This window comes from Streptomyces sp., assembly GCF_036566765.1.
GTDB lineage: Bacteria > Actinomycetota > Actinomycetes > Streptomycetales > Streptomycetaceae > Streptomyces.
Map to the genome: position 1 here is coordinate 1 of NZ_DATCVQ010000004.1, position 24,584 is coordinate 24,584.

Below are 24,584 nucleotides of genomic sequence, written 5' to 3' on the forward strand. Positions count from 1 at the left end.
GCCGCCCAGCCGCGCTGGGCCGCGGCGGCGCGGGCGACGGCGGCGTCGACGTCCTCGGCGGTGGCTGCGGGGACGGTGGCGACGACGTCTTCGGTCGCCGGGTTCAGGACGAGCAGGTGGTGCGGCACGTAGGTCCTCACATGCGTTCGAAGGAGCGGCGCAGCTCCCAGTCGGTCACCGCGGCGTCGTAGGCGTCGAGTTCGACGCGGGCCATGTTGCGGTAGTGCGCGACGACCTCGGCGCCGAAGGCGGCCTTGGCGATCGGGCTGGTCTCCCAGAGTTCGGCGGCCTCGCGGAGCGTCGTGGGGACGTGCTCGTACTCGCCGGTGTACGCGTTCCCGTCGCAGGCCGGGGGCAGTTCGAGCCGCTGCTCGATGCCGTACAGGCCGGCCGCGACCAGGCCGGCGACGGCAAGGTGCGGGTTGACGTCGCCGCCGGGGAGCCGGTTCTCGAAGCGCATCGAGCGGCCGTGGCCGACGACGCGCAGCGAACAGGTGCGGTTGTCGTGGCCCCAGGCGACGGCGGTGGGGGCGAAGGACCCGGGCTGGAAGCGCTTGTAGGAGTTGATGTTGGGCGCGTAGAGCAGGGAGAAGTCGCGCAGCGCGGCGAGCTGTCCGGCGAGGAAGTGCCGCATGACGTCCGACATTCCCCCGGGTCCGTCGCCGGCCATGACATTCGTGCCGTCGGCGTCCTGGAGCGAGAGGTGGATGTGGCAGGAGTTGCCCTCGCGCTCGTTGTACTTCGCCATGAAGGTGAGCGAGACGCCCTCCTGGGCCGCGATCTCCTTGGCGCCCGTCTTGTAGACGGCGTGCTGGTCGCAGGTGACCAGGGCCTCGTCGTACTTGAAGGCGATCTCGTGCTGGCCGGGGTTGCACTCGCCCTTGGCGGACTCGACGGTGAGTCCGGCGCCGGCCATCTCGTTGCGGATGCGGCGCAGCAGGGGCTCGATCCGCCCGGTGCCGAGGACCGAGTAGTCGATGTTGTACTGGTTGACCGGGGTGAGGTCGCGGTAGTTCGCGTCCCAGGCCTGTTCGTAGGTGTCGCGGAAGACGATGAACTCGAGCTCGGTGCCGACATGGGCGGTGTAGCCGTGCTCGGCGAGCCGCTCCAGCTGGCGCCGGAGGATCTGTCGGGGCGCGGCGACGACGGGTGATCCGTCGCTCCAGGCGAGGTCGGCGATCAGCATCGCCGTGCCCTCGTTCCAGGGGACGCGGCGCAGGGTGGTGAGATCGGGGTGCATGGCGAAATCGCCGTAGCCGCGGTCCCAGGAGGACATCTCGTATCCGTCGACCGTGTTCATCTCGGTGTCGACGGCGAGGAGATAGTTGCAGCCCTCCGTGCCGTGCTTCAGGACCTCGTCCAGGAAGAACGGCGCGGCGAACCGCTTGCCCTGGAGCCGTCCCTGCATGTCGGGGAAGGCCAGGACGACGGTGTCGATCTCGCCGCTCGCGACAAGGATGCGTAGCTCCTCGACGTCGAGCGGGGGTTTGCGGTCTGCCACGGGATTGCTCCTCCTTCGGCCAGCCGGGAGCCATAAGGTATTACCGAAGACCATTGCTTGGGAAGGGAATCCGCGACGTGGCAGGGATCGAGGACCAGACGGACCGGCTGACGTCCGTGCTGCGGCCCGTTCGGGCGGGCAACGGCTTCGAGGAGGCGCTGGAGCAGATCCTGCGCGTGGTGCGGCTGGGGCTGGTGCCGGGCGGGGAGCGGCTGCCCCCGGAGCGCGAGCTGGCCGACCGCATAGGGATCAGCCGGGTCACCCTGCGCGAGGTCCTGAAGGTGCTGCAGGAGCAGGGCCTGGTGGAGAGCCGGCGGGGGCGGTACGGCGGCACGTTCGTCCTGGAGCGGGCCCGGACGGCGGGCGAGGACGAGCTGCGGCGCCGGATCGCGTCCGTCGACATCGAGGACACGCTGCGCTTCCGCGAGGCCCTCGAGGTCGGCGCGGTCGGGCTGTGCGCCGCGCACGGGCTGCCGGGCGACGGGGCGGAGCGGCTGCGGGCGGCGCTGGCGGCCACGCACGACGCGCCGCTGACGGACTACCGGCGGCAGGACACGCTGTTCCATCTCACGCTGGCCGAGCTGTCCGGCTCGCCGACGCTGACCGCGCAGTACGCGGCGGTCCGGGCGACGGTGAACGACCTCCTGGACTGCATCCCGCTGCTGGTACGGAACCTGGAGCACTCGCAGCACCAGCACACGGCGCTGGTGGAGGCGGTGCTGGGCGGCGACGCGGCCGGGGCGTGCGCGGCAGCGCGCGAGCACTGCGAGGGCTCGGCGGCGCTGCTGCGCGGCTTCCTGACGTGAGGAGGGCCCCTGCGCGCAGGGGTCCCGCGTAACCCGAAAGTAACGCACGGGGGTTGCGTTCCCGCCGACCCGGCGCAAAGGTATGGATCCATTCCATTGGGCCCGACGCGGGAGCTGACGCTGCCATGACGCTGGAAGACACCTCCGGGAGCACCACCCCACCGCCCGACGACTACCTGGAACGCCGGGCGCTGCGCCGCGGCAGCGCGGGCTGGCTTCTGCTGACCGGTCTCGGCGTCGCGTACGTCGTCTCCGGCGACTTCTCGGGCTGGAACATCGGCCTCTCCAAGGGCGGGTTCGGCGGGCTCGCCGTCGCGACCGTCCTGATGGGCGCGATGTACGCCTGTCTGGTCTTCGCGCTGGCGGAGCTCTCCGCGATCCTGCCCACCGCGGGCGGCGGTTATGGCTTCGCCCGCCGGGCGCTGGGGCCCTGGGGCGGCTTCCTCACCGGGACCGCGATCCTCATCGAGTACGTGCTGGCCCCTGCGGCGATCTCCATCTTCATCGGCGACTATGTCGAATCGCTGGGTCTGTTCGGCCTGGAGTCGGGCTGGCCGGTCTACCTCGCCTGCTTCGTGATCTTCATCGGCATCCATCTGTGGGGCGTGGGCGAGGCGCTGCGCTTCAGCCTGATCGTGACGGCGATCGCGGTCGCGGCGCTCGTGGTGTTCGCGCTCGGCGCGCTCAGCGACTTCCACGTCGACGGCCTGAACGACATCCCGGCCGACCCGGAGGCGCTCGGCTCCAACTCCTGGCTGCCGTTCGGGCTGCTCGGCATCTGGGCCGCGTTCCCGTTCGGCATGTGGTTCTTCCTCGGCGTCGAGGGCGTGCCGCTGGCGGCGGAGGAGGCCAAGGACCCGGTCCGCTCGATGCCGAGGGCACTCGCGCTGTCCATGGGCATCCTGGTGCTGCTCGCCGTGGTCACCTTCTTCGCCGCCACCGGGGCGCAGGGCTCGGCGGCCGTCCAGGAGGCGGGCAACCCGCTGGTCGTCGCGCTGCAGGGCGACGGGGAGCCGACCACGCTGAGCCGGTTCGTCAACTACGCGGGGCTCGCCGGCCTGGTCGCCTCGTTCTTCTCCCTCATCTACGCCGGTTCCCGGCAGCTGTTCGCGCTGTCCCGGGCCGGCTACCTGCCCCGCTTCCTGTCCCTGACGAGCCGGCGCAAGTCGCCCTACCTGGGGCTGCTGATCCCCGGCGCGATCGGCTTCGCGCTGGCGGCCGGGACCGGGAACGGTGCGCGGATGCTGAACATCGCGGTGTTCGGCGCCACCATCTCGTACGCCCTGATGGCGCTCTCGCACATCGTGCTGCGCCGCCGCGAGCCCGAGCTGCCCCGCCCGTACCGCACGCCGGGCGGCGTCGTGACCTCGTCCGTGGCCTTCGTCCTCGCCCTCTCGGCGCTTGTGGCGACCTTCCTGGTCGACAAGGACGCGGCGTTCATGGCGCTCGGGGTGTACGTGATCGCCCTCGCCTACTTCGCGTTCTACAGTCGGCACCGCCTGGTGGCCAACGCTCCCGAGGAGGAGTTCGCGGCACTGGCGGCGGCCGAGGCCGAGCTGGAACGCGACTGATCATCCGGAGGAACCCGTGTCCAAGCCGCTCATCGGCGTGACGACCTATCTCGACCAGGCCCGGTGGGGCGTGTGGGACATGCCCGCCGCGCTGCTCCCGGCCCCCTATCCGCGCCTGGTCCAGGCGAGCGGCGGCTACGCCGCGATGGTCCCACCGGACGACCCGTCCGCCGCGGCGGGCGTGGTGGCCCGTCTCGACGCGCTGGTCGTCGCGGGCGGCGCGGACGTCGAGCCGGTCCGGTACGGGGCCGCGCCCGATCCCCGCACCGGCCCGCCGGCCCGGGAGCGGGACGCCTGGGAGCTCGCCCTGATCGAGGCGGCGATCGCCTCCGGCACCCCGCTGCTCGGCATCTGCCGGGGCATGCAGCTGCTCAACGTGGCGCTCGGCGGGACGCTGGTGCAGCACCTGGACGGACACACGGACGGGGTCGGCGTGATCGGCCGGCACACGGTCAAGCCGGTGCCCGGAACCCTGTACGCCGCTCTGGCGCCGGACGCCGCGACGGTGCCGACGTACCACCATCAGGCGGTGGACCGTCTCGGCGACGGCCTCGCCCCCTCCGCGTACGCCGAGGACGGCACGGTCGAGGCGCTCGAACTCCCCTCCCCCGGCTGGACCCTGGGCGTGCAGTGGCACCCGGAGATGGGCGACGACCTGCGCGTGATGCGCGGCCTGGTGACGGCAGCGCGCGCCGCTGCCAGGGGCTAGGCCTGTCCGGCGGATCAGGGTCGACCCCGACCCTGATCCGCCGGACACCCCCTAACCGCGCGTCAGCGACAACAGGTCGCGGGCCGGGCCCGTGGGCCGGTGGCCGGTGGGCCAGACGGCGCGCAGGGCGCGGGCCAGGGGGACCTGGTCCAGGGGGATCTCGACCAGGCGACGGGAGGCGAGTTCCTCGGTGACGGCCAGTTCGCTGAGGACCGCCGGGCCCGCGCCGCTGACCGCGGCGGCCTTCACCGCGGTGGTGGAGGCCAGTTCGAGCAGAGGCTGGGCCAGGCCGCCCTCCTCGGCGAGCGCGGCGTCGAGGACCTGGCGGGTGCCCGAGCCCCGTTCGCGCAGGATCAGCGGGGTGGCGGAGAGCTCCGCGGCCGTGAGCGGGGCGCGGCGGCGGGCCCAGCGGTGGCCGGGCGCGGCGACCACGACGAGCCGGTCGTGGGCGACGACCGCGCCCTCCAGGCCCTCCGGCACCGCCAGCCCCTCCACGAAGCCGAGGTCCGCCTCGTCGGCGAGCAGCCGCTCGGCGACCACCGCGGAGTTGCCCGCGAGCAGCGAGACCGCCGTGTCGGGGCGCTCGGCGCGCAGCGCGATGAGCCAGCCTGGCATCAGGTACTCCGCGATCGTCATCGACGCGGCCACCCGCAGCCGCGAGTCGCGGCGTCCCCGCAGCGCCTGCGCGCCCGCGTCGAACGCCTCGGCCGCCTCGACGATCCGCCGCGCCCAGTCGGTGACCAGCGCGCCCGCGTCGGTGAGCCGGGAGCCGCGCGGCGAACGGTCGACCAGGGCGACCCCGAGCTGGCGCTCCATGGACCGGATCCGGCTGCTCGCGGCCGGCTGCGTGATGCCGACCTCGCGGGCCGCCCGCCCCAGGCTGCCGTGCCGGGCGACCGCGAGCAGCAGCTCCAGCGCGCCGAGGTCGGGGACCCGGTGGGCCAGCGGTACGTGCGAGTCGGAAGGCGGTCCGTCACTGCTCATAAAGCCAGCTTATGACGTCATAGGGCCATGATCCCTGGTCCGGGCGCTCGGAGGGCGGGACCGTAGGCCCATGGCAACCCTTGTACAACCGCGCACCGTGCGCCGTGCCGTCCTCCCTGCCGAGCCCCACCGGGCGAAGGCGGGGCGGGTCCGTCACCTCGGACCCAACTGGTACGCCTCGGTCATGGGGACCGCGATCGTCGCCACCGGCGGCGCGACGCTCCCCCTCCACGTCCCCGGACTGCGTACCGCCGCAGCCGTGGTCTGGGCTCTCTCGGCCGTCCTGCTCGCCGCCCTCCTCACGGCCCGCGCGCGGCACTGGATCCACCACCGCGACCAGGCGCGGGCGCATCTGATGGACCCGGCGATCGCCCCCTTCCTCGGCTGTCTGCCGATGGCACTGCTCGCGGTCGGCGGCGCGACGCTGACGGTCGGCCGGGACTGGATCGGCACGCAGGCGGCGGTCGCCGTCGACGCGGTGCTGTTCACGGCGGGCACGGTGACCGGCCTGGCCGTCGCCGTGGCCGTCCCGTACCTGATGGTCGTGCACCACCGGATCGAGCACGCCGCGCCCGCCTGGCTGCTGCCCGTCGTGCCGCCCATGGTCTCCGCGGCCCTCGGCCCGCTGCTCGTCCCGTACCTGCCGGCCGACGGCCCGTGGCGGGAGACCCTGCTGCTCGGCTGCTACGCGATGTTCGGGCTGAGCCTGCTCGCCACCCTGCTGGTGCTTCCGCTGGTGTTCGGGCGGCTCGTCACCGGCGGCCCGCTGCCGCTGGCGCTCACCCCGACGCTCTTCCTGGTCCTCGGCCCGCTGGGCCAGTCGGCGACCGCCGCGAACAAGTTCGCCGACGCCGCGCCGGGCGTGCTGCCCGCCCCGTACGCCTCGGGGTTCACGGGGTTCGCGGTGCTGTACGGCGTCCCCGTGATGGGCTTCGCGCTGCTGTGGCTGGCGCTCGCCGGGGCGATGGTGGTGCGGGCGCGGCGGCGGGGCATGGGCTTCGCGATGACCTGGTGGGCGTTCACCTTCCCGGTCGGCACCTGTGTGACCGGCGCGGAGGGGCTGGCGCAGCACACGGGGCTGGACGCGTTCCGGTGGCTCGCGGTCGGGCTGTACGCGCTGCTGGTGGCGGCCTGGTCGGCGGCCGCGGTGCTCACGGCGCGCGGGCTGCTCAGCGGTGCGCTGCTGCGAGGGCCCGGCCCAGCTGCCGGCTCAGCTCCCGGTGCGCGTCGGCCAGGGACGGCCCGTACCAGGTGAGGTGACGGCCGCTGACGAGCGCGGCGGGCAGGCCGGGGAAGGCCTCGGGCCCGTCGTCGGCGGTGAAGCGGTACGGCTCGTCGGGCAGCACGACGAGGTCGGCGCCGGCGCGGGTGAGCTCGTCGAGCGGGATGCGGGGGTAGCGCTCGGCGTGGTCGGCGTACAGCTGGCGCACGCCGAGCCGGGCGAGCAGGTCGCCGGCGAAGGTGTCGCGCCCGAGCACCATCCAGGGCCGCCGCCAGATGGGCACGATGGCGGTGTACGGCGGGTCTCGGCGGGCGGCGGCTTCGTCCGCCCATGCTCTCTCCGCCTCGTCGAGCCAGCGGGGCCGGGCCGGCAGCCCGCAGGCGCGCAGCACGCGCTCCAGTTCGGTGAGCGCCTGCGGCAGCGAGCGGACCTCGGTGACCAGGACGTCGAGCCCGGCGGCGCGCAGCGCGGCCAGGTCGGGTTCCCGGTTCTCCTCCTCGTTGGCGACGACGAGGTCGGGGCGCAGCGCGGTGATGGCGGCGACGTCGGGGTTCTTCGTGCCGCCGATCCGGCGCGCGCCGGAGAGGTCGGCCGGGTGCGTGCACCAGTCGGTGACGCCGACGAGCACGCCGCCGGGGCCGGTGACCGCGATCGCCTCCGTGAGGGAGGGCACCAGGGAGACGACCCGCATCAGGCGGGCTCCGTCGCCTCGATGTGGTCGGCGACGGCGACGACGAGGAGCCGGGTGTCCGGTCCGGTCGCGCGCCACCGGTGGCGCACCCCGCCGGTCAGGTGCAGGGTGTCGCCGCGCTCCAGGCGGTACGCGCGGCCCTCCGCCTCGACCTCGACCGAGCCTTCGGCGACGTACAGCAGCTCGTCGTTGCGGTGCTGGTACTCGCGGCCCGCGTCCTGCTCGCCGGTGAACTCGACGGCGTGCAGCTGGTGGTGGCCGCGCACCAGGGGGCGTACTCCGTCGGGCATCTGCTCGAGGTGTTCGGCGGCCCGTACGACGTCGACGGTGCGCGCGGAGTCGGCGGCGGCGAGCAGCGTGGTGGCGGTGGTCTCCAGGGCGTCGGCGACGCGCTGGAGTGAGCGCATGCTGGGGCGGGCGCGCTCGTTCTCGATCTGGCTCAGGAAGGGCACGGACAGACCGCTGCGCGAGGCGACGACGGCCAGGGTGAGCTCCAGTGCTCGGCGGCGCTTCCTGACGGCGGCGCCCACCCGAAGCGATTCCTTGTCGTCCATGACTGCGGCTCCCTCCCGATCCCGTCGTGCCCGTCGGCGGTGGTGCAGGTCCCGTGTTCGTCACGTGTACGCGTCATGCGTACTCATCGGTTACCTGCACCTTACGCAGCTTTGGGCCCCGGTTTCGCGTGCTGCGGGATTCGTCCGGTATCCGACGCCGGTGGGTGGACGCACGGCGACGTGGGGGGTCGCGCGGCGGATGCTCGTGGGGTCAGCGCGGAGCCATGCGGTCCGCGATCCCCGGGTTCTCGGCCATCCAGGCCTTCACGGCCTCGTCCTCGTGGCCCTTGCCCCGCTTGGTGATCTCGTTCTCCAGGCCGGCGAGCTGCTGCTCGTCCAGCTTGAAGTTCTTGAACCACTTCGTCAGCTGCGGGTACTGCTTCGGGAAGGACGTGCTCGACACGGTGTGGATCTTGTCGCCCTCGCCGAACAGCTTCTTGGAGTCGGCGAGCTTGGTCAGCCCGTACTCGCTGTAGGCCCAGTGCGGGGTCCACAGAATGACGGCGATCGGCTCCTTCGCCTGGTACGCGCGGCGCAGCTCGGCGAGCATGCCGGGCGTCGAGCCGTCGACGACCTTGTACTCCTTGTCCAGGCCGTAGCCGGGCAGCACCTTGTCCTTGAGCAGGCCCATGACGCCGGTGCCGGGCTCGATGCCGACGATCCGGCCCTTGAACCGGTCGCCCTTGCCCTTCAGGTCCTCAAGGGTGCGCACGTCCTTCACGTACGACGGGACGGCGACCTCCAGGGAGGTGGGGCTGTACCAGGGGCCCAGGTCGGTGAGCTTGTCGCCGTACTGGGTCCAGTAGTTCTTCTGGGTGTTCGGCAGCCAGCCGTCGAACTGGACGTCGATCTGGCCGCGGGACATGGCGGCGTACATCGGCCCGACCTCGAACTGCTTGAGGTTGAGCTTGTATCCGCGCTCCTCCAGGACCGCCTTCCACAGGTAGGTGGCGGCGATGTCCTCCTCCCAGGGGAACCAGGCGACGTTCAGCGGACGAGCGCGCTCGTCCTTGCCGCCCGCGGCTCCTTCGGCGGACTTGGACACCGGGGTCCACTTGTCGGCCAGGCCCGGGTTGTCCTTCAGCCAGGCGCGGACGGCCTCCTGCTCCTTGCCCTTGCCGGTCTCCTGGATCTTCGCCTCCAGGCCGGTGAGCTGCTTCTCGGTCATCTTGAAGTTCTTCAACCAGGAGCCGACCTGCGGGTTCTCGGCGGCGAAGCCCTTGCGGGCCAGGGTGTGCACGCCGTCGCCCTTGCCCCAGGAGCCCTTGGGGTCCTTCAGCTTCTTCAGGTCGTACGTGGAGTAGGCCCAGTGCGGCGACCACAGCGTGGTGACGACCGGTTCCTTCTTGTCGTACGCGCGCTTCAGCTCGGCGAGCATGCCGGGCGTGGAGCCGTCGACGACCTTGTACTCGCCCTCCAGGCCGTAGTCCTTGAGGACCTTGTCCTTGAGGATGCCCATCATTCCGGCGCTCGGCTCGATGCCGATGATCCGGCCCTTGAACTGGGCCGACTTGCCCTTGAGGTCGTCGAGCGAGTCGATGCCCTTCATGTACGAGGGGACGGACAGCTCCAGGGAGGTGGGGCCGTACCAGGAGCCCATGTCCTCCAGCTTGTCCTTGTACGTCGCCCAGTACTTGGCGTGGGTGACGGGCAGCCAGGAGTCGGTCTGGAAGTCGATCTGACCGCCGGCCAGGCCGGTGTAGAGCGAGCCGGCCTCCAGCTGCTTGGTGTCGACCTCGAAACCGCGCTGCTCCAGGAGCTCCTTCCAGAGGAAGGTGGAGGCGATGCCCTCGTCCCAGGGGATGTAGCCGATGGAGAGCTTCTTGCCCTGGCCGACGTTGCCGGCGGCCGCGGTGTCGCCGTCGGACTTGGCGCCGCCGAGGAAGCCCATGCCGCCGGCGACGAGCGCCAGGATCACGACGCCGACGAGGGCGGTGACGGGCTGCGGGCGGTGGCTCCAGATCTTCGGGCCGAGGGCGGTGGCCGCCCGGGCCTTGGCCAGCGCGCGCCGGCCGAGCGGGGAGACCTGGCTGCCCAGGGCGCCGGTCATCCGGTCGAGGTACATCGCGAGGATCACGATGGAGACGCCGGCCTCGAAGCCGAGGCCGATGTCGACGTTGCCGATGGCCCGGTAGACGGCGCCGCCGAGACCGCCGCCGCCGACCATGCCGGCTATGACGACCATGGACAGGCCGAGCATGATGACCTGGTTGATGCCGGCCATGATCGTCGGCAGGGCGAGCGGCAGCTGGACGCGCAGCAGCGTGGCGCGCGGGGTGGTGCCGAACGCCTCGGCCGCCTCGACCAGTTCGCCGTCGACCTGGCGGATGCCGAGTTCGGTCATCCGCACGCCGGGCGGCAGCGCGAAGACGATGGTGGCGATGATGCCCGGCACCACGCCCACGCCGAAGAAGATGATGCCCGGGATCAGGTACACCATCGCCGGCATGGTCTGCATGAAGTCCAGGACCGGGCGCAGCACGGCGCTGACGGTCTTGGAGCGGGCGGCCCAGATGCCGAGCGGCACCGCGATCGCCAGCGTGACCAGGGTCGCGACCAGCACCAGCGAGAGGGTCGACATCGCGTCGTCCCACAGCTCGATGGAGTCGATGAGCGCGAATCCGGCGAAGGCGAGGACACCGGCGGTCAGGCCGCGCAGCCACCAGGCGGCGATGGCCAGGATGCCGGCGAACAGCAGCGGCGCGGGCGCGGACAGGACGGCCTCGATGCCGTCGTACAAGCCGGTGACGAGGGCGCTGATGGCGTCGAAGAGCCAGGAGAGCTGGGCGCGGAGCCAGTCGACGGAGCTGTCGATCCAGTCGCCGAGACGGAGCCTAGGCATCGACGGTCACCTCCTGGGGCTCGCCGGGCGTGGCTTCGCAGGCCATGGGCGGGCGCTGTTCGTCGCCGATGAAGCCGATGAGGCGGGACTGCGGTACGACGCCGAGGACGGCGCCCTTCGCGTCCTTGACGGCGACGGCGTGCGGGACCCGGGCGCTGACGGCGCACAGCTCGGCGACCGGGGTGTCGGGCAGGACGGTCTCGCAGCCGCAGGCGTCGGCGGCCGCGGCGGCCTCGTCCGTCTCCGGGTCGGTCATGACCGCGGCGGCGGTGAGCACGCGCGAGCGGTCGACGTCCTGGATGAAGGAGGCGACGTAGTCGTCGGCGGGGCGCAGCAGGATGTCCTCGGCGGTGCCGAGCTGGACGATCCTGCCGTCGCGCATCACCGCGATGCGGTCGCCCAGGCGCATGGCCTCGTTGAGGTCGTGGGTGATGAAGACGATGGTCTTGCCGAGCCTCTGCTGGAGCTCCAGGAGCTGGTCCTGCATGTCGCGGCGGATCAGCGGGTCGAGCGCGCTGAACGACTCGTCCATGAGGAGCAGGTCGGCGTCGGTGGCGAGCGCGCGGGCCAGGCCCACGCGCTGCTGCATGCCGCCGGAGAGCTCGTCGGGCCAGGACTTCTCCCAGCCGGCCAGGCCGCACATTTCGAGGGCCTCGGCGGCGCGGACCTCGCGCTCGGCGCGCGGGACGCCCTGGACCTCCAGGCCGTAGGCGGCGTTCTCCAGGACGCTGCGGTGCGGGAACAGCGCGAAGTGCTGGAAGACCATGCTGATCTTCTTGGACCGGACGGCGCGCAGGTCGCGGGGGCTGAGCGCGGTCAGGTCCTCGCCGTCGAACAGGACTCGGCCCGAGGTGGGCTCCAGGAGCCCGTTGAGCATCCGCAGCAGGGTGGACTTCCCGGATCCGGACAGACCCATCACGACGAAGATCTGACCGGGTTCGACGACGAACGACGCGTCGATCACCGCGGCGGTCGTGCCGTCGGAGCGGAGCTCGTCGCGATCCGCCCCACGGGCGAGTTTCTCGACGGCCTCGCCGGGTCGTCTGCCGAACACCTTGTACAGGTGGTCGGCCTGGAGCCTGGACACATACACCTCACGTGATGGAACGAGAAAACGGCCCTGCACCCCCGCGGCTGCCGGGCCGTGGAGCGGGGCGGGATCGGCCCGCGGCTCCCGGCGTTCGGCGATTCACTTCGGCTTGCCACCGATTCGGCTGCCGCCGTTCCGGCTTGCTGCCGTTTCGGCTTCGTACCGTTGAATCCCGTACCGGGTCCGCTCCGGGGCCGCGCCTGCCCCCGGCCCTCGGGGGCAAACGCGAAGGTGACGGGGGTCACGGCGGGGCCCTCTGGACAGGGGTGTCCACCGGGGTGTCCGCGCTGGGGGATGCGCTGTCGGTGGGGTGCGGCATCATCGGGGTGTGACGCGACGCCTGATGCTCCTCGACACCGCCTCCCTCTACTTCCGCGCGTACTTCGGCGTGCCCGACTCCGTCCGGGCCCCGGACGGCACGCCGGTGAACGCGGTGCGCGGCCTTCTCGACTTCATCGCCCGGCTCGTCCAGGACCACCACCCGGACGACCTGGTGGCCTGCTGGGACGACGACTGGCGGCCGCAGTGGCGGGTGGACCTGATCCCCTCGTACAAGGCGCACAGAGTCGCGCAGGAGACGCCGGTCGGTCCGGACGAGGAGGAGATCCCGGACACCCTGTCGCCGCAGGTGCCGATCATCGAGGCGGTGCTCGCCGCTCTCGGCATCGCGCGCGTGGGCGCCGAGGGGTACGAGGCGGACGACGTGATCGGGACGCTGGCCGGGCGGGCGAAGGGGCCGGTGGACATCGTGACCGGCGACCGCGACCTCTTCCAACTGGTGGACGACGCGCGCGGGGTGCGGGTGCTGTACCCGCGCAAGGGCGTCGGCGACTGCGACCTGGTCGACGAGGAGCTGATCCGCGAGAAGTACGGGGTGCGGGCGGACCGCTACGCCGACTTCGCGGCGCTGCGCGGCGACGCGAGCGACGGGCTGCCGGGCGTGAAGGGCATCGGCGAGAAGACGGCCGCGCAGCTGATCACGGAGTACGGGGACCTGGCCGGGGTCCGCGCGGCGGCGGCCGACCGGGCGTCGAAGCTGACGCCGGCCAAGCGGCGCGGGATCCTGGAGGCGGCGGAGTACCTGGACGTGGCGCCGAAGGTGGTCCGGGTCGCCGGTGACGTGCCGCTGCCGGACTTCGACCCGGCGCTGCCCACCGATCCGGCCGACCCGGAGCTGCTTCAGGCGCTGGTGGCGCGCTGGGGTCTGGGCGGCGCCGTCGGGCGGGTACTGGCCACGCTGCGCGCCTGAGGTGTTAACTTAGGCAAGCCTAAGTATGCGAAACAGGGGAGACCGTCGTGGCAGAGCAGCCGGCACGGAAAGCGCCGAAGGCCCATGAGGCCCGTGTGGTGCGCACGGAGCGGATCACTCCGCACATGGTGCGCATCGTGCTGGGCGGTGACGGGCTGGCCGCGTTCTCGCCCGGCGAGTTCACCGACCTCTACGTCAAGCTGCTGTTCGGCGCGGAGGGCGTGACGTATCCGGAGCCGTTCGACATGGACCGCATCCGGGCGGAGTTCCCGCGCGAGCAGTGGCCGACGACGCGGACGTACACGGTGCGCGCCTGGGACCCGGTGCACCGCGAACTGACCGTCGACTTCGTGGTGCACGGCGACGAGGGCCTCGCCGGGCCGTGGGCGGCGCGCGCGACCGCGGGCGACACGGTGCGATTCCTGGGCCCGGGCGGCGGTTACGCGCCGGACCCGGCGGCGGACTGGCATCTCCTGGCGGGCGACGAGAGCGCGCTGCCCGCTATCGCGGCGTCGCTGGAGCGGCTGCCGGCGGGGGCGCGGGTGCACGCGTTCGTGGAGGTGTCCGACGCGGCGGAGGAGCAGAAGCTGGCGACGGCGGACGGCGTCGCGGTGACCTGGCTGCACCGCGGGGCGCGGCCGGTGGGCGAGGCGCTGGTCGAGGCGGTCCGGGCGCTCGACTTCCCGCCGGGCGACGTCCACGCCTTCGTCCACGGCGAGGCGGCCTCGGTGAAGGACCTGCGCCGCCACCTCCGCATGGACCGCGAGATCCCGCGCGAGCGCCTGTCGATCTCAGGCTACTGGCGCCTGGGCAAGACGGACGAGGCCTGGCGCGCGATCAAGCGCGAGTGGAACGACCAGGTGGAGCGGGAACAGGAGAGCTGAGCGGGCGGACGCGGCGGACGCGTAGCGTCCGCCGAACGCCGATTGCACGGCCGCGGGCCCGGAGGGTGCATCACCCTCCGGGCCCGCGGCCGTCCCTGCGCGACGGGTGCGCGACCGGTCACCCGTCCTCGTGGTCCTCCGCGTCGGGGTCGCCGTAGAGGCGGGCCGAGGCGTCCACGTGGGCCATGCGGCGCAGGGCGCCGAAGACCGCGTCGCCCAGGACGGTGCCGACGACCACGCTCTCCACCAGCCCCTCCCGGGCGCCGCGCCGGTTCACGTACCCCAGGTCCACCCGGGCCACGTCCTCCGCCGCTCGCGCGTACGCGTCGAGCAGTTGCTCCGCGAACTCGGCGTGCCCGACCTCGTCCAGAGCGGCGAGCGCCACCGCGAGCGCATCCGCCGCCGGACTGCGGTCGTCGACGAGCCAGCCGCGCCGCCGGATCAGCTCGGTCACCTTCTCCCGCGCCGCCAGCACCTCCCCCGGGTCGTCCGCGTACCGCGGCACGACCCGGTCCGCCGCCGCCCCCAGGACCTTGTGCAGCGGCCTCTCGGGGTCGTCGAGGGCGGCGAGCACCTCCCGGACCCCGGCGACGGACAGGCCCCCCACGTCCAGCAGGGCACGGATCAGCCGGAGCCGGCGCTCGTGTCCCTCGTCGTACGACGCCTGGTTGGGGCTGGTCAGCCGGCCCGGCGGCAGCAGCCCCTCCCGTACGTAGTACTTGATCGTCGCCACCGAGACTCCGGTCCTGCGACTCAACTCTCCGATGCGCACGTTGCGTTCACCTTTCCGGCCTTGCCATTCCCCTACCCATCATAGATAGTTCCACTATCAGATAGCGGAAAGCACCACTATCTATTCTTCCTCGGGGGTGCTCCATGTCCACGCTCCTCGCCCGCCGCACCGACGGCCTGCACCGGCCACTGCTCGCCTTCTCGGCCGCCATGGCGGTGGCCGCCGTCCTCACAGGATTAGGGATCCTCGTCGACGACCGCGTCCTCGACGGCGTCCCGATCTGGTCCAAGCCCTTCAAGTTCGCGGTCTCGTTCGTCGCCTACTGCCCGGCGCTCGCCTGGATGCTCTCCCTGCTCCCGCGCGGCCGGCGGGTCGGCTGGTGGGCCGGAACCGTCGTCACCGTCGGCTTCGTCATCGAGATGGCGATCATCACCGGCCAGGCGGCCCGCAGCAGGCACAGCCACTTCAACCGCAGCACGCCCCTCGACGCCGCCCTGTACGACGTGATGGCGGTGACCGTCGTCATCCTCTGGCTCGCCGCGCTCGTCATAGCCGTCCTGCTTCTGCGGGCCCGCATACTCGACCCCGACCAGGCATGGGCGGTACGACTCGGCTCACTGATCGCCCTCGCCGGGGCGGCCATCGGCTTCGTCATGAGCCGGAACATCACCCCGGAGCAGGTCGCCGCGGGCGGCAGGGCAGCCGGGTCCCCGATGGTCGGCGCGCACAGCGTGGGCGTCCCCGACGGCGGCCCCGGGATGCCGATCACCGGCTGGTCCACCACCGGCGGCGACCTGCGCATCGCGCACTTCTTCGGCATGCACGCGCTCCAGGTCCTGCCGCTGCTCCTGCTCGCCCTGGCCGCCCTCGCCCCGCGCATCGCCCGGCTCCGCGACCCCCGGGTCCGACTCCGCCTCATCCTCGTGGGCTCCGGCGCGTACGCGGCCGTCTTCGCCCTGCTGACCTGGCAGGCCCTGCGCGGTCAGCCGCTGCTGCGGCCCGACGCCTCGACGCTGGTCGCCGCCGCCGCGGTGCTCGTCGTCGGCGCCGCCGCGACCTGGGCGGCCCTGCGCACCGCACCCCGCCCCGTCGAGCCCTCGGGCGCCGACGCCACCCCCGACCCCGTCAAGGAGTACGCGGCATGACCGGCTTCCTCTTCGAACTCTCCTTCTGGCTGGCCGCCCCCGTCTGGCTGCTCATGATCTTCGCCCCGTCCTGGCCCCTGACCTCTCGGATCGCCTCCTCTCCATTGACCGTCGTACCGGTCCTGCTGGTCTGGCTCACGCTGGCCGTCCCCGTCGCCCCCGAACTGTGGTCCGCCGTCAGCAGCCCGGACGTCGACGTCTTCCGCGAACTGACGGCCACGGCCAACGGCGCGGGCGCGGTCTGGGCCCAGATCATCGCCTGGGACCTGCTGATCGGCCAGTGGATGTTCCTCCAGGCGCGTCGGATCGGTGTCCCGCCGCTGCTCATGGGACCGCTGCTGGTCCTGACCATCCTCCTTTCGCCGATCGGTCTGCCTGTCTTCCTGGTGGTGCGCGAGGTCGCCCGGCGACGCACCCGCGCCGAGTCCCTTGCAGGGCACCACCGTTAGGCTGCCCGAATGGATCGCATCGACCGGGCCGTAGGAGCCGTCCTCGGCTCCGCCGTCGGCGACGCGCTGGGCGCGCCCTTCGAGTTCGGGCTGCCGGGGGCGTTCACGGAACGCTTCCCCGACGGCGTCGGCGAGATGTGCGGAGGCGCCGGCTGGGACCCGGGCGAGGCGACCGACGACACGCAGATGGCGGTCCTGGTCGGGGAGTCGCTCCTCGACCGGGGCGGCCTCGATCTGCCGGACGTCTTCGACCGGTTCCGCCGCTGGGCGGCGGGCGAGCCGAAGGACATCGGCCTGCAGACCGAGGACGTGCTCGGCAGCGGCGACCCCTGGGACACGGCCGCGGCCCTGCACTTCCAGTTCAACGGCCGTGCGGCGGGCAACGGTTCGCTGATGCGCGCCGCGACGTCCGCCGTGCACTTCGCCGGGGCCGGCCGGCAGGCGACGATGGACGCGGCCCGCCGCATCGCCGCGCTGACGCACGGGGACGCGGCGGCGTGGGAGGGCACCGCGATCCTGCACGAGCTGGTGCGGGTCGCACTGGACGGCGAGGACCCGCTCGCCGCCGTCCCGACCGCCCTGGCCCATGTCGCAGACGTGCACCGGCCGCGCTGGTCCACCGTCCTGGCCCCCGACTGGCACCCGGACGACGCGACGGAGTTCAACGGCGCGGTCTGGCCGTGCCTCGCGTCCGCCGTCTGGGCGCTGCGCACGACCGCCACCTTCGAGGCCGCGCTGGCCGCCGCCGTCGACCTCGGCGGCGACACGGACACCGTCGCGGCGGTGACCGGTGCGTTGGCAGGTGCGGTGCACGGTCCCGCCTCGATCCCGGGGCGCTGGATCGAGCCGCTGCATGTGCCGCTGCCGGGGTTCGGTGGACGGGTGCTGCGCGCCGACGAGCTGCGCGAGCTGGCCGTCTCGCTCGTGTCGTGAGTCGCTGCGGGCCGTTGTTCTCAGCCGCGTGTGACGTTCCGAGGGGCGTCGGCTATCGGGCCTGGACCGTCGCTCGCACCTCTTTGTCCGGCTGCAGGGTCAGGCTGGGTACCGGGCGTATCTCGCCGGGGTCGACGGTCAGGCGGTAGCGCCTCGCCAGGACGGCCAGGATCAGCACCGCCTCGACCATCGCGAACCGGGTCCCCAGGCAGACCCTCGGGCCGCCCCCGAACGGGAACCAGGCGTACTCGGGTATCTCCTCGGCCTCCGCCAGCCACCGGTCCGGGCGGAACTCCTCCGGCTCCGGGTACCAGCGGGCGTCCCGGTGGGTGACCCACTGGCTGCTCCAGACCCGTGTGCCGACCGGCACCGGCCTGCCGGCCAGGACCGCGCCCTCCTTGGCTATGCCGGTCAGCAGCCAGATGGTGGGGTAGAGGCGCAGGGTCTCCTTCACCACCGCCTGGGTGTAGGGGAGATGGGTGTAGTCGTCGAAGGCCGGAGTCCGGTCGCCCAGGACCTGGTCCAGTTCGGTGGTCAACGCGTCGTAGGCGTCGGGGTTGCGGGACAGGAGGTACCAGGCCCAGACGAGGGTGCTGCTCGTGGTCTCGTGGCCGCCTATGTAGAGCGTGACGGTCTCGTCGCGGATCTCCTGGTCGGAGAGGTGCGCGCCCGTCTCGTCCTGTGCGGTGAGGAGTCGGCTGAGGAGGTCGGGACGTTCGGTGTCGCCGTCGCGGTGGCGGGCGACGATGCGGGCGACCTCGGCGTCGATGACGGCCGTGGCGCGCCGGATCCGTGCCCGGCCCGGCGTCGGCACCCAGTCGGGCAGCATCGCGCCGATGCCGCTGAACTCGGCGCCGATCTCCTGCTGGGCGACGTCCATGGCCCGCCCGATCGCCTCGGCGTCGGCGGCGGTGTCCACGCCGAAGATGGTGCGGACGGCTATGAGTTGGGTGAGCGCCGCCATGTGTTGCTTGACGTCGATGCGCTGGCCGTCCGTCCAGCTCTCGGCGAGGTCCGTCGCGCATTCGGACATCGTGGCGGCGTAGGAGCGGACCTGCTTGGGGCGCACCGAAGGCTGCACCAGGGAGCGCTTGCGCCGCCAGTCGGGGCCCTTCGCCACGACGACTCCGTTGCCGAGGAGCGTTCGGAAGGCGATGCCCAGGTCGGGCTGGTCGAAGGTCCGCTCCACTTCGGTGAGCAGTTCGCCGACCTGCTCGGGGTGGGCGATGAACAACGACGGCTTGGGGCCGAACTGCCAGCTGACCACGTCCCCCCGGGCGTGCAGCTTCTCGAAGAAGGCCAATGGGCCCTTGCCGAACTCCGGGAGGTTGCCCAGCAGGGGCACCCCCCGTGGGCCCGGAACCATTTCCGCCGTTTCCGTGCCGGCGGCCCCTCCCGCTTGCGTGGTCAACTGCCTTCCCTCCCCGCGCTGTTACCTCGGTGTGTGTGCCTCCATGCAAGCGGAGAGGAGAGCGTGACGCCAGGCCTGTGGATAACTCTCTGTGAGCAAATTGGAGGGGCCCGTGGCCATGGCCACGGGCCCCTCTCTCGATCAGTGCGCCTCAGCCCACCGAGCTGTACGCGACGACGCCCCTCAGCAGGCCGTCCACCGCCTTGCGCGCGTTCTTCGCGACCGTGCTGTTCTCCCTCGGCGCGGCCGCCGCAATCTGCCCGAGTACGTCGATGACCTGCTTGCACCAGCGGACGAAGTCGCCGGCCGGCATCTCCGCCTCCCGCAGCACCTCGTCGAGGCCCTTGTCGGAAGCCCACTGGTACGCCGCCCAGGCGAAGCCGAGGTCCGGCTCGCGCTGCCCGACGCCCTCCGCCTGGTTGATCTTGAAGTCCTCTTCCAGGGCGTCGAGCCTGCCCCAGATCCGCACCATCTCACCCAGCGCCGCCTTGGCCTTGCCGGCGGGCAGCTTCGGCGCCACGGCGTCGTCCGACTGGCGGGCCTCGAACACCAAGGCCGAGACGCAGGCGGCGAGTTCGGCCGGGCCGAGGCCCTCCCACACGCCCTCGCGCAGGCATTCGCTGGCGAGCAGGTCGAGTTCGCCGTAGAGCCGGGCGAGCCGCTTGCCGTGCTCGGTCACCTCGTCGCCGCGCAGGTAGTCGAGCTCGGTGAGCAGCGCGACGATCCGGTCGAAGGTGCGGGCGATGGTGTTCGTCCGCCCCTCGATGCGCCGTTCCAGCTGCCGTGTGTCGCGCTGCAGCCGGTGGTAGCGCTCGGCCCAGCGCGCGTGGTCCTCGCGCTCGTCGCAGCCGTGGCACGGGTGGGCCCGCAGCGCGGCGCGCAGCCGGGCGATCTCGCGGTCGTCGGCGGCCTCCGCGCGCTGCCTGCGGTGCCTCTCCGGCGTGATGTGACCGGCCTTGGTGCGCAGCGCCGAGGCGAGGTCCCGACGCGACTGCGGCGAGCGCGGGTTGAAGCTGCGCGGGATCCGCATCCGCTCCAGCGCCTCCACGGGCACCGGGAAGTCGATGGACGCGAGCCGCTTGACCTGCCGCTCGGCGGTGAGGACAAGCGGGCGCGGCCCGTCATGCTGCTCGAAGCCGCGGTGGCCGTTGGTCCGCCCGGCCGGGATGCCGGGGTCGAGGACCAGGGCGAGCCCGGCGAACTTCCCCGTCGGCACATGGATCACGTCGCCCGGCTTCAGCCGCTCCAGGGAGGCCGCGGCCTCCGCCCGGCGCTGCGTGGCCCCCTGCTTGGCCAGTTCGGTCTCGCGGTCCTTGAGGTCGCGGCGGAGCCCCGCGTACTCCTCGAAGTCGCCGAGGTGGCAGGTCATGCCCTCCCGGTAGCCCTCGAGTCCCTCTTCGTTCTTCTGGACCTGGCGCGAGATGCCCACGACCGACTTGTCGGCCTGGAACTGCGCGAAGGAGGTCTCCAGCAGTTCGCGCGAGCGGTGCCGGCCGAACTGGTCGACCAGGTTGACCGCCATGTTGTACGACGGCTTGAAGCTGGAGCGCAGCGGATACGTGCGGGTGCCGGCGAGTCCGCCGAGGTGGCCGGGGTCCATGCCGCGCTGCCACAGCACGACGGCGTGTCCCTCGACGTCGATGCCGCGCCGGCCGGCGCGGCCGGTGAGCTGGGTGTACTCGCCGGGGGTGATGTCGGCGTGCTGCTCGCCGTTCCACTTGACTAGCTTCTCCAGGACGACGGATCTGGCCGGCATGTTGATGCCCAGGGCGAGCGTCTCGGTGGCGAAGACCGCCTTCACCAGGCCGCGGACGAACAGCTCCTCAACGACCTCCTTGAAGGTCGGGAGCATGCCGGCGTGGTGCGCCGCGATGCCCCGCTCCAGGCCTTCGAGCCACTCGTAGTACCCGAGGACGTTCAGGTCCTCGGTGGGGATGGAGGCGGTCCGTGACTCGACGATCTCGCGGACCCGCGTTCGTGCCGCGTCGTCGTTCAGGCGCAGTCCGGCGTACAGGCACTGCTGGACGGCGGCCTCGCAGCCGGCCCGGCTGAAGATGAAGGTGATGGCGGGCAGCAGCCCCTCGGCGTCGAGGCGTTCGATGACCTCGGGCCGGCCGGGCGTCCAGATGCGGGAGCGCTGGCGGCGCTCGCGCTCGCGGTCGGCCTCGCGGACCATCTTGCCGCGGCGACGCTCGCGCGGGTTGTACGTCCGGGAGTTCTCGGTGCGAGCGAGGCGCAGCAGGTCGGGGTTGACCTCGCGGCGGGCGGAGCCGCGGCCGCCGTGGTCGGTCTCCTCCTCGAAGAGGTCGTACATCCGGCGGCCGGCCAGGACGTGCTGCCAGAGCGGCACGGGCCGGCTCTCGGAGACGATGACCTCGGTGTCGCCGCGCACGGTGTCGAGCCAGTCGCCGAACTCCTCGGCGTTGGAGACGGTCGCGGACAGTGACACGAGCGTCACGGACTCCGGGAGATGGATGATCACTTCCTCCCAGACGGCGCCGCGGAAGCGGTCCGAGAGGTAGTGCACCTCGTCCATCACGACGTAGCCGAGGCCGCTGAGGGCCTGGGACCCCGCGTACAGCATGTTGCGGAGGACCTCGGTGGTCATGACGATGACGGGCGCGTCCCCGTTGACGCTGTTGTCGCCGGTGAGCAGGCCGACCTTGTCGGGGCCGTACCGCTTCACCAGGTCCGCGTACTTCTGGTTGGAGAGCGCCTTGATGGGCGTGGTGTAGAAGCACTTGCGCCCCTGGCGCAGCGCGAGGTGGACGGCGAACTCGCCGACGATGGTCTTGCCCGAGCCCGTGGGGGCCGCGACGAGCACGCCCTTGCCCGCCTCGAGCGCCTGGCATGCCTCGATCTGGAAGGGGTCCAGACCGAACTCGTACATCTCGCGGAACGGCGCGAGCGCCGTGGCCTGCTCGGCGTTGCGCGCCTTGGCGGCGGCGTACGCCTCGGCTGGTGTGAGGTCCTCTGTCATCTTGTCTTCGAGCCTACCCGGCCCCTCTGACAGTGACGCGATCTTTATCGAGGGCGGTGCCGAGGACGAGAAACGTCAGGTGATGAGGACGAGAGACGTCAGGTGATGTCGTCGTAGCCGTTCAGCCGGTCCGCTTCGCCGGTGGCCTGCTCGGGCAGGGCGCGGGCCGCGCTGACGGGCTCGATCTCGCCGAGGGCCTGGGGCGTGAGGTCGAGCTCGGACGCCTCGTCGTCGTCGAGGTGGGCGTCGGGGTCGTGGCGGCGCTTGCGCCTGTCGTTGAGCAGGGCGACGGCTACGGCGCCGAAGTACAGCGCGACGATCGGCCCGGAGAGGGCGACCATGCCGAGCGGGTCGGTCGACGGCGTGGCGACGGCGCCGAAGACGAAGGTGCCCATGATCATGCCGCGCCACCAGCCGGCCATGCGCTTACCTGTCACGACTCCGGCGAAATTGAGCATGATCAGCAGCACCGGCAGCTCGAAGGCCAGGCCGAAGACGAGCACCATCCTGGTGGTGAAGTCCAGGAGTTCGTCCAGCGAGAGGAAGTTCGAAGCCACCTCGGGTGTGACGCTGAGGAGCACCTTCATGCTGACCGGCATGATCAGGTACGCGGTGTAGACGCCCGCGGCGAAGAGCGGGACGGCGACGGCGGCGAAGTAGTAGGTGTACTTCTTCTCGGTCTTGTGCAGACCGGGCGCGACGAACGCCCACAGCTGGTAGACCCAGACCGGGGTGGCGGCGATGAAGCCCGCGAGCATGATCACCTTCACCGTGGAGGTGAAGGGCGAGAGCACGCTCTGGTACGCGATGATGACGCAGCTTCCGCCGGTGTTGTCGGAGATCGACGTGCCGGCCGGACACCTCTCCACGGGCGAGGCGAGGAACTCCATCAGCTGCTGACTGAAGAAGGCGGCGACGACGGAGCCGGCGACGATGGCCAGCATCGCCTTGGCGACCCGGTTCCGGAGCTCGCGCAGGTGCTCCGCGAGCGGCATCCGCCCCTCGGGGTCCTTGTCCGTCTTAGTGCGGGCAGACTTGAGCAACCCACGTCCTCATCTCGTGCGGCAGGCCGCCGCGGAGCGGCCTTGGGGGTCGAGCGGCGTAGAGAGCGGCGGCAGGCGTCAGCGCTGCGGGGTGTCCGTGGGCTCGGCGACCGGGCGGGCGGTGGTGACGTCGCCGGGGGCGGCCTTGATGGTGCGCGGCGCGGTGGCGTTCTGGTCGGCCGGCGGGTCGGCGGGGGCGGTCTGCTGCCCCTCCGACTTCATGGCCTTCGCCTCGCTCTTCAGGATGCGGGCCGACTTGCCCAGCGAACGCGCCATCTCGGGGAGCTTCTTGGCGCCGAAGAGCAGCACGACGATGAGGAGGAGAATGCTGATCTCGAGGGGACCGATCTGACGGAACATAAGCGTGGTCTACCTTCTCACCGAGGCGGCTTGGGGCTGGGCTGGCGGCCGCCGCCCGGACGCCTGTCCGAACCCCGACCGTCAGCGATCGTAACGCGCACGAGTAAACGCAGGGCAATCCTTGTGCGTACACACGTTTGCGACCCGGGCCTGTCGACCATGGCCGCGTTCAGCAGCGTACCTCGCGCCGCTTCGGGCGAGGAGACCGCCGTCAGCGCAGCGCCCCGCCGGTGCGGGTGAGGTCTTCGGCGGCCCGTTCGAGGTCCTCGGCGGCCCGGTTGATCCGCTCTGTGGTGCGGGCCACTTGACGGCCGAGCCGCTGGGCCTCCAGGAAGACCTTGATCCCGAGGACGCCGAGGACGGCGATGCCGAGGAAGCCGAGGGCGATGGCGAGCATGGGCCAGAACATGGGCCGAGCCTAGACGGTGGAGTGGAGGCGCAGCGTGCTCACTCCGCCGCCGGTGAGGAGCTCCACGATGCGCTCGCCGGCCGGCTTGCGGACGGAGCTGCCGCATTCGGGGCAGGTGAACGAGTAGAAGGTGGTGCGGCGGCTGCCGCCGATCGCGAGGCGCAGCGCTCCCGCGGCGAGCTCGAAGCGGGAACGGCACTCGGGGCAGGCGGCCTTGAAGAGCACCGGGGCCACCGACATCGACATTCCGTGCATCACGGACATTTCCCTCACCTCTCCATGTTTGTCTTCGAGTACGTCACGTACTGCGTCCGCGGCGCTCCGGGTGTCACGCCGTCAGACCGTGTCGTACGCCGCCAGGGCCTCCGTCGCCGCCCGCCGGGCGCTGTCCGCCAGGTCCTGCGGCGCGACGATCCGCCCGTCGCTGCCGAGCCGCAGCGCGAGCCGGCGCAGCGAGGCGGGCGCCGGGGTGCGCAGCGTGATCCGCAGGCCGCCGTCGGGCAGCTCGTCGGCCCGGTCGTGCGGGTAGTACTCGGCTACCCAGCGGCCGCCGGGCCCGACCTCCACCACGACCTCGGGGTCCTCGGCGGACGGCTGCACCAGCCCCTCCGACAGGTCCCGCAGCTCGATCTCCGGCGGCGCGGAGACCTCGTCCAGGATCCGGATCTCGGCCACCCGGTCGAGCCGGAAGGTGCGGCGCGCCTCGGAGAGGTGGCACCACGCCTCCATGTACGTGTGGCCCACGGCGAACAGCCGGATCGGGTCGACCTCGCGCTCGGTCAGCTCGTCGCGCGCGGGCGAGTAGTAGCGCACCCACAGCCGCTTGCGCTCCGAGATGGCCCGGTCGACCTCGGCGAAGACGCCGCCCTCGGACTCGAAGGTGACCGACAGCCGCGAGCTGGCCCCTGCCACCTCCCCCGCGGCGGTCTCCAGCTTGGCGGTGGCGCGCAGCAGCGCCTGCCGGTCGCTCTCGCGCAGGCCCGGCAGCGTGGCCACGGCGCGCGCGGCGACGAGCAGC

At 72.0% G+C, this 24,584-nt stretch carries 24 protein-coding genes; 9 read left to right on the forward strand and 15 right to left on the reverse strand.

The annotated features are described in order from the left end of the window. The coding region (locus tag VIU94_RS00130; protein ID WP_331906178.1) for an aldehyde dehydrogenase family protein at nucleotides 1–140 on the reverse strand (140 nt) is incomplete at its 3' end. Beyond that, a complete protein-coding gene (locus tag VIU94_RS00135; RefSeq protein WP_331906138.1) occupies nucleotides 137–1,501 on the reverse strand; it encodes a glutamine synthetase family protein in 1,365 nt (454 codons plus the stop codon). The genes VIU94_RS00135 and VIU94_RS00130, both read right to left, overlap by 4 nt. A 77-nt stretch (nucleotides 1,502–1,578) precedes the next feature. On the opposite strand from VIU94_RS00135, the gene VIU94_RS00140 reads away from it, so the two are divergent. From VIU94_RS00140 to VIU94_RS00150, 3 genes are all read left to right on the forward strand, one after another. Then, nucleotides 1,579–2,307 carry a FadR/GntR family transcriptional regulator gene (locus tag VIU94_RS00140; RefSeq protein ID WP_331906140.1) on the forward strand — a complete coding sequence of 243 codons (729 nt, stop codon included), beginning with the start codon at nucleotides 1,579–1,581 and terminating at the stop codon, nucleotides 2,305–2,307. A 125-nt stretch (nucleotides 2,308–2,432) separates the two neighbouring features. After that, nucleotides 2,433–3,878: an ethanolamine permease gene (eat, locus tag VIU94_RS00145; protein ID WP_331906142.1), complete on the forward strand. Its 1,446-nt coding sequence runs from the start codon at nucleotides 2,433–2,435 to the stop codon at nucleotides 3,876–3,878. 16 nt (nucleotides 3,879–3,894) lie between these two features. Further along, on the forward strand, nucleotides 3,895–4,587 hold the full coding sequence (locus VIU94_RS00150; RefSeq protein ID WP_331906144.1) for a gamma-glutamyl-gamma-aminobutyrate hydrolase family protein: 693 nt from the start codon (nucleotides 3,895–3,897) through the stop codon (nucleotides 4,585–4,587). A 51-nt stretch (nucleotides 4,588–4,638) separates the two neighbouring features. On the opposite strand, the gene VIU94_RS00155 is transcribed toward VIU94_RS00150, so the two are convergent. Then, nucleotides 4,639–5,571 carry a LysR family transcriptional regulator gene (locus VIU94_RS00155; protein ID WP_331906146.1) on the reverse strand — a complete coding sequence of 311 codons (933 nt, stop codon included), beginning with the start codon at nucleotides 5,569–5,571 and terminating at the stop codon, nucleotides 4,639–4,641. A gap of 70 nt (nucleotides 5,572–5,641) precedes the next feature. Between VIU94_RS00155 and VIU94_RS00160 the strand changes: the two genes are divergently transcribed. After that, the gene (locus VIU94_RS00160) at nucleotides 5,642–6,826 is read left to right on the forward strand and encodes a TDT family transporter (protein WP_331906148.1); all 1,185 of its coding nucleotides are present in this window, start codon (nucleotides 5,642–5,644) and stop codon (nucleotides 6,824–6,826) included. Here the strand turns inward: VIU94_RS00160 and VIU94_RS00165 are convergent. From VIU94_RS00165 to VIU94_RS00180, 4 genes are all read right to left on the reverse strand, one after another. Further along, a complete protein-coding gene (locus VIU94_RS00165) occupies nucleotides 6,741–7,484 on the reverse strand; it encodes a helical backbone metal receptor (protein WP_331906150.1) in 744 nt (247 codons plus the stop codon). The two genes, VIU94_RS00160 and VIU94_RS00165, sit on opposite strands and share 86 nt — an antisense overlap. Then, on the reverse strand, nucleotides 7,484–8,038 hold the full coding sequence (locus VIU94_RS00170; protein ID WP_331906152.1) for a helix-turn-helix domain-containing protein: 555 nt from the start codon (nucleotides 8,036–8,038) through the stop codon (nucleotides 7,484–7,486). Before VIU94_RS00170 ends, VIU94_RS00165 begins: the two co-directional genes overlap by 1 nt. A gap of 211 nt (nucleotides 8,039–8,249) precedes the next feature. Continuing rightward, the gene (locus VIU94_RS00175; protein WP_331906154.1) at nucleotides 8,250–10,880 is read right to left on the reverse strand and encodes an ABC transporter permease/substrate binding protein; all 2,631 of its coding nucleotides are present in this window, start codon (nucleotides 10,878–10,880) and stop codon (nucleotides 8,250–8,252) included. After that, nucleotides 10,873–11,967 (reverse strand): quaternary amine ABC transporter ATP-binding protein, encoded by a 1,095-nt coding sequence (locus VIU94_RS00180; RefSeq protein WP_331906156.1) that lies wholly within the window; start codon nucleotides 11,965–11,967, stop codon nucleotides 10,873–10,875. The genes VIU94_RS00175 and VIU94_RS00180 overlap by 8 nt, the downstream gene beginning before the upstream one ends. Before the next feature lie 346 nt (nucleotides 11,968–12,313). Here VIU94_RS00180 and VIU94_RS00185 point away from each other — a divergent pair, with 346 nt between their 5' ends. Together VIU94_RS00185 and VIU94_RS00190 are read left to right on the forward strand one after the other, a co-directional pair. Then, complete coding sequence (locus VIU94_RS00185; RefSeq protein ID WP_331906180.1) at nucleotides 12,314–13,219, forward strand: 5'-3' exonuclease; 906 nt, start codon at nucleotides 12,314–12,316, stop codon at nucleotides 13,217–13,219. 47 nt (nucleotides 13,220–13,266) lie between these two features. After that, nucleotides 13,267–14,103 (forward strand): siderophore-interacting protein, encoded by an 837-nt coding sequence (locus VIU94_RS00190; protein ID WP_331906158.1) that lies wholly within the window; start codon nucleotides 13,267–13,269, stop codon nucleotides 14,101–14,103. A 118-nt stretch (nucleotides 14,104–14,221) separates the two neighbouring features. On the opposite strand, the gene VIU94_RS00195 is transcribed toward VIU94_RS00190, so the two are convergent. After that, the gene (locus VIU94_RS00195) at nucleotides 14,222–14,875 is read right to left on the reverse strand and encodes a MerR family transcriptional regulator (protein WP_331906160.1); all 654 of its coding nucleotides are present in this window, start codon (nucleotides 14,873–14,875) and stop codon (nucleotides 14,222–14,224) included. A 170-nt stretch (nucleotides 14,876–15,045) separates the two neighbouring features. Between VIU94_RS00195 and VIU94_RS00200 the strand changes: the two genes are divergently transcribed. Genes VIU94_RS00200 through VIU94_RS00210 form a run of 3 tightly spaced genes read left to right on the forward strand, consistent with a single transcriptional unit; the run spans nucleotide 15,046 to nucleotide 17,363 of the window. Then, nucleotides 15,046–15,981 carry a hypothetical protein gene (locus VIU94_RS00200; protein WP_331906182.1) on the forward strand — a complete coding sequence of 312 codons (936 nt, stop codon included), beginning with the start codon at nucleotides 15,046–15,048 and terminating at the stop codon, nucleotides 15,979–15,981. Beyond that, the gene (locus tag VIU94_RS00205) at nucleotides 15,978–16,430 is read left to right on the forward strand and encodes an ABA4-like family protein (RefSeq protein WP_331906162.1); all 453 of its coding nucleotides are present in this window, start codon (nucleotides 15,978–15,980) and stop codon (nucleotides 16,428–16,430) included. Before VIU94_RS00200 ends, VIU94_RS00205 begins: the two co-directional genes overlap by 4 nt. Before the next feature lie 9 nt (nucleotides 16,431–16,439). Next, a complete protein-coding gene (locus VIU94_RS00210; RefSeq protein ID WP_331906164.1) occupies nucleotides 16,440–17,363 on the forward strand; it encodes an ADP-ribosylglycohydrolase family protein in 924 nt (307 codons plus the stop codon). Nucleotides 17,364–17,415: 52 nt separating this feature from the next. Here VIU94_RS00210 and VIU94_RS00215 read toward each other — a convergent pair whose 3' ends face one another. The 7 genes from VIU94_RS00215 to VIU94_RS00245 all read right to left on the reverse strand — a co-directional run. Continuing rightward, on the reverse strand, nucleotides 17,416–18,729 hold the full coding sequence (locus tag VIU94_RS00215; RefSeq protein WP_331906166.1) for a cytochrome P450: 1,314 nt from the start codon (nucleotides 18,727–18,729) through the stop codon (nucleotides 17,416–17,418). A gap of 196 nt (nucleotides 18,730–18,925) precedes the next feature. Then, complete coding sequence (locus VIU94_RS00220; protein WP_331906168.1) at nucleotides 18,926–21,754, reverse strand: DEAD/DEAH box helicase; 2,829 nt, start codon at nucleotides 21,752–21,754, stop codon at nucleotides 18,926–18,928. A 98-nt stretch (nucleotides 21,755–21,852) separates the two neighbouring features. Continuing rightward, the gene (gene tatC / locus VIU94_RS00225; protein WP_331906170.1) at nucleotides 21,853–22,797 is read right to left on the reverse strand and encodes a twin-arginine translocase subunit TatC; all 945 of its coding nucleotides are present in this window, start codon (nucleotides 22,795–22,797) and stop codon (nucleotides 21,853–21,855) included. 78 nt (nucleotides 22,798–22,875) lie between these two features. Continuing rightward, nucleotides 22,876–23,157 (reverse strand): Sec-independent protein translocase subunit TatA, encoded by a 282-nt coding sequence (gene tatA / locus VIU94_RS00230; protein ID WP_331906172.1) that lies wholly within the window; start codon nucleotides 23,155–23,157, stop codon nucleotides 22,876–22,878. Between the two features lie 211 nt (nucleotides 23,158–23,368). Next, nucleotides 23,369–23,566: a hypothetical protein gene (locus VIU94_RS00235; protein ID WP_331906174.1), complete on the reverse strand. Its 198-nt coding sequence runs from the start codon at nucleotides 23,564–23,566 to the stop codon at nucleotides 23,369–23,371. 9 nt (nucleotides 23,567–23,575) lie between these two features. Then, nucleotides 23,576–23,830 carry a CpXC domain-containing protein gene (locus tag VIU94_RS00240; RefSeq protein ID WP_414720858.1) on the reverse strand — a complete coding sequence of 85 codons (255 nt, stop codon included), beginning with the start codon at nucleotides 23,828–23,830 and terminating at the stop codon, nucleotides 23,576–23,578. A 72-nt stretch (nucleotides 23,831–23,902) separates the two neighbouring features. Further along, nucleotides 23,903–24,584 (reverse strand): helix-turn-helix transcriptional regulator (locus VIU94_RS00245; protein ID WP_331906176.1); only part of this gene is annotated, 682 nt, incomplete at its 5' end.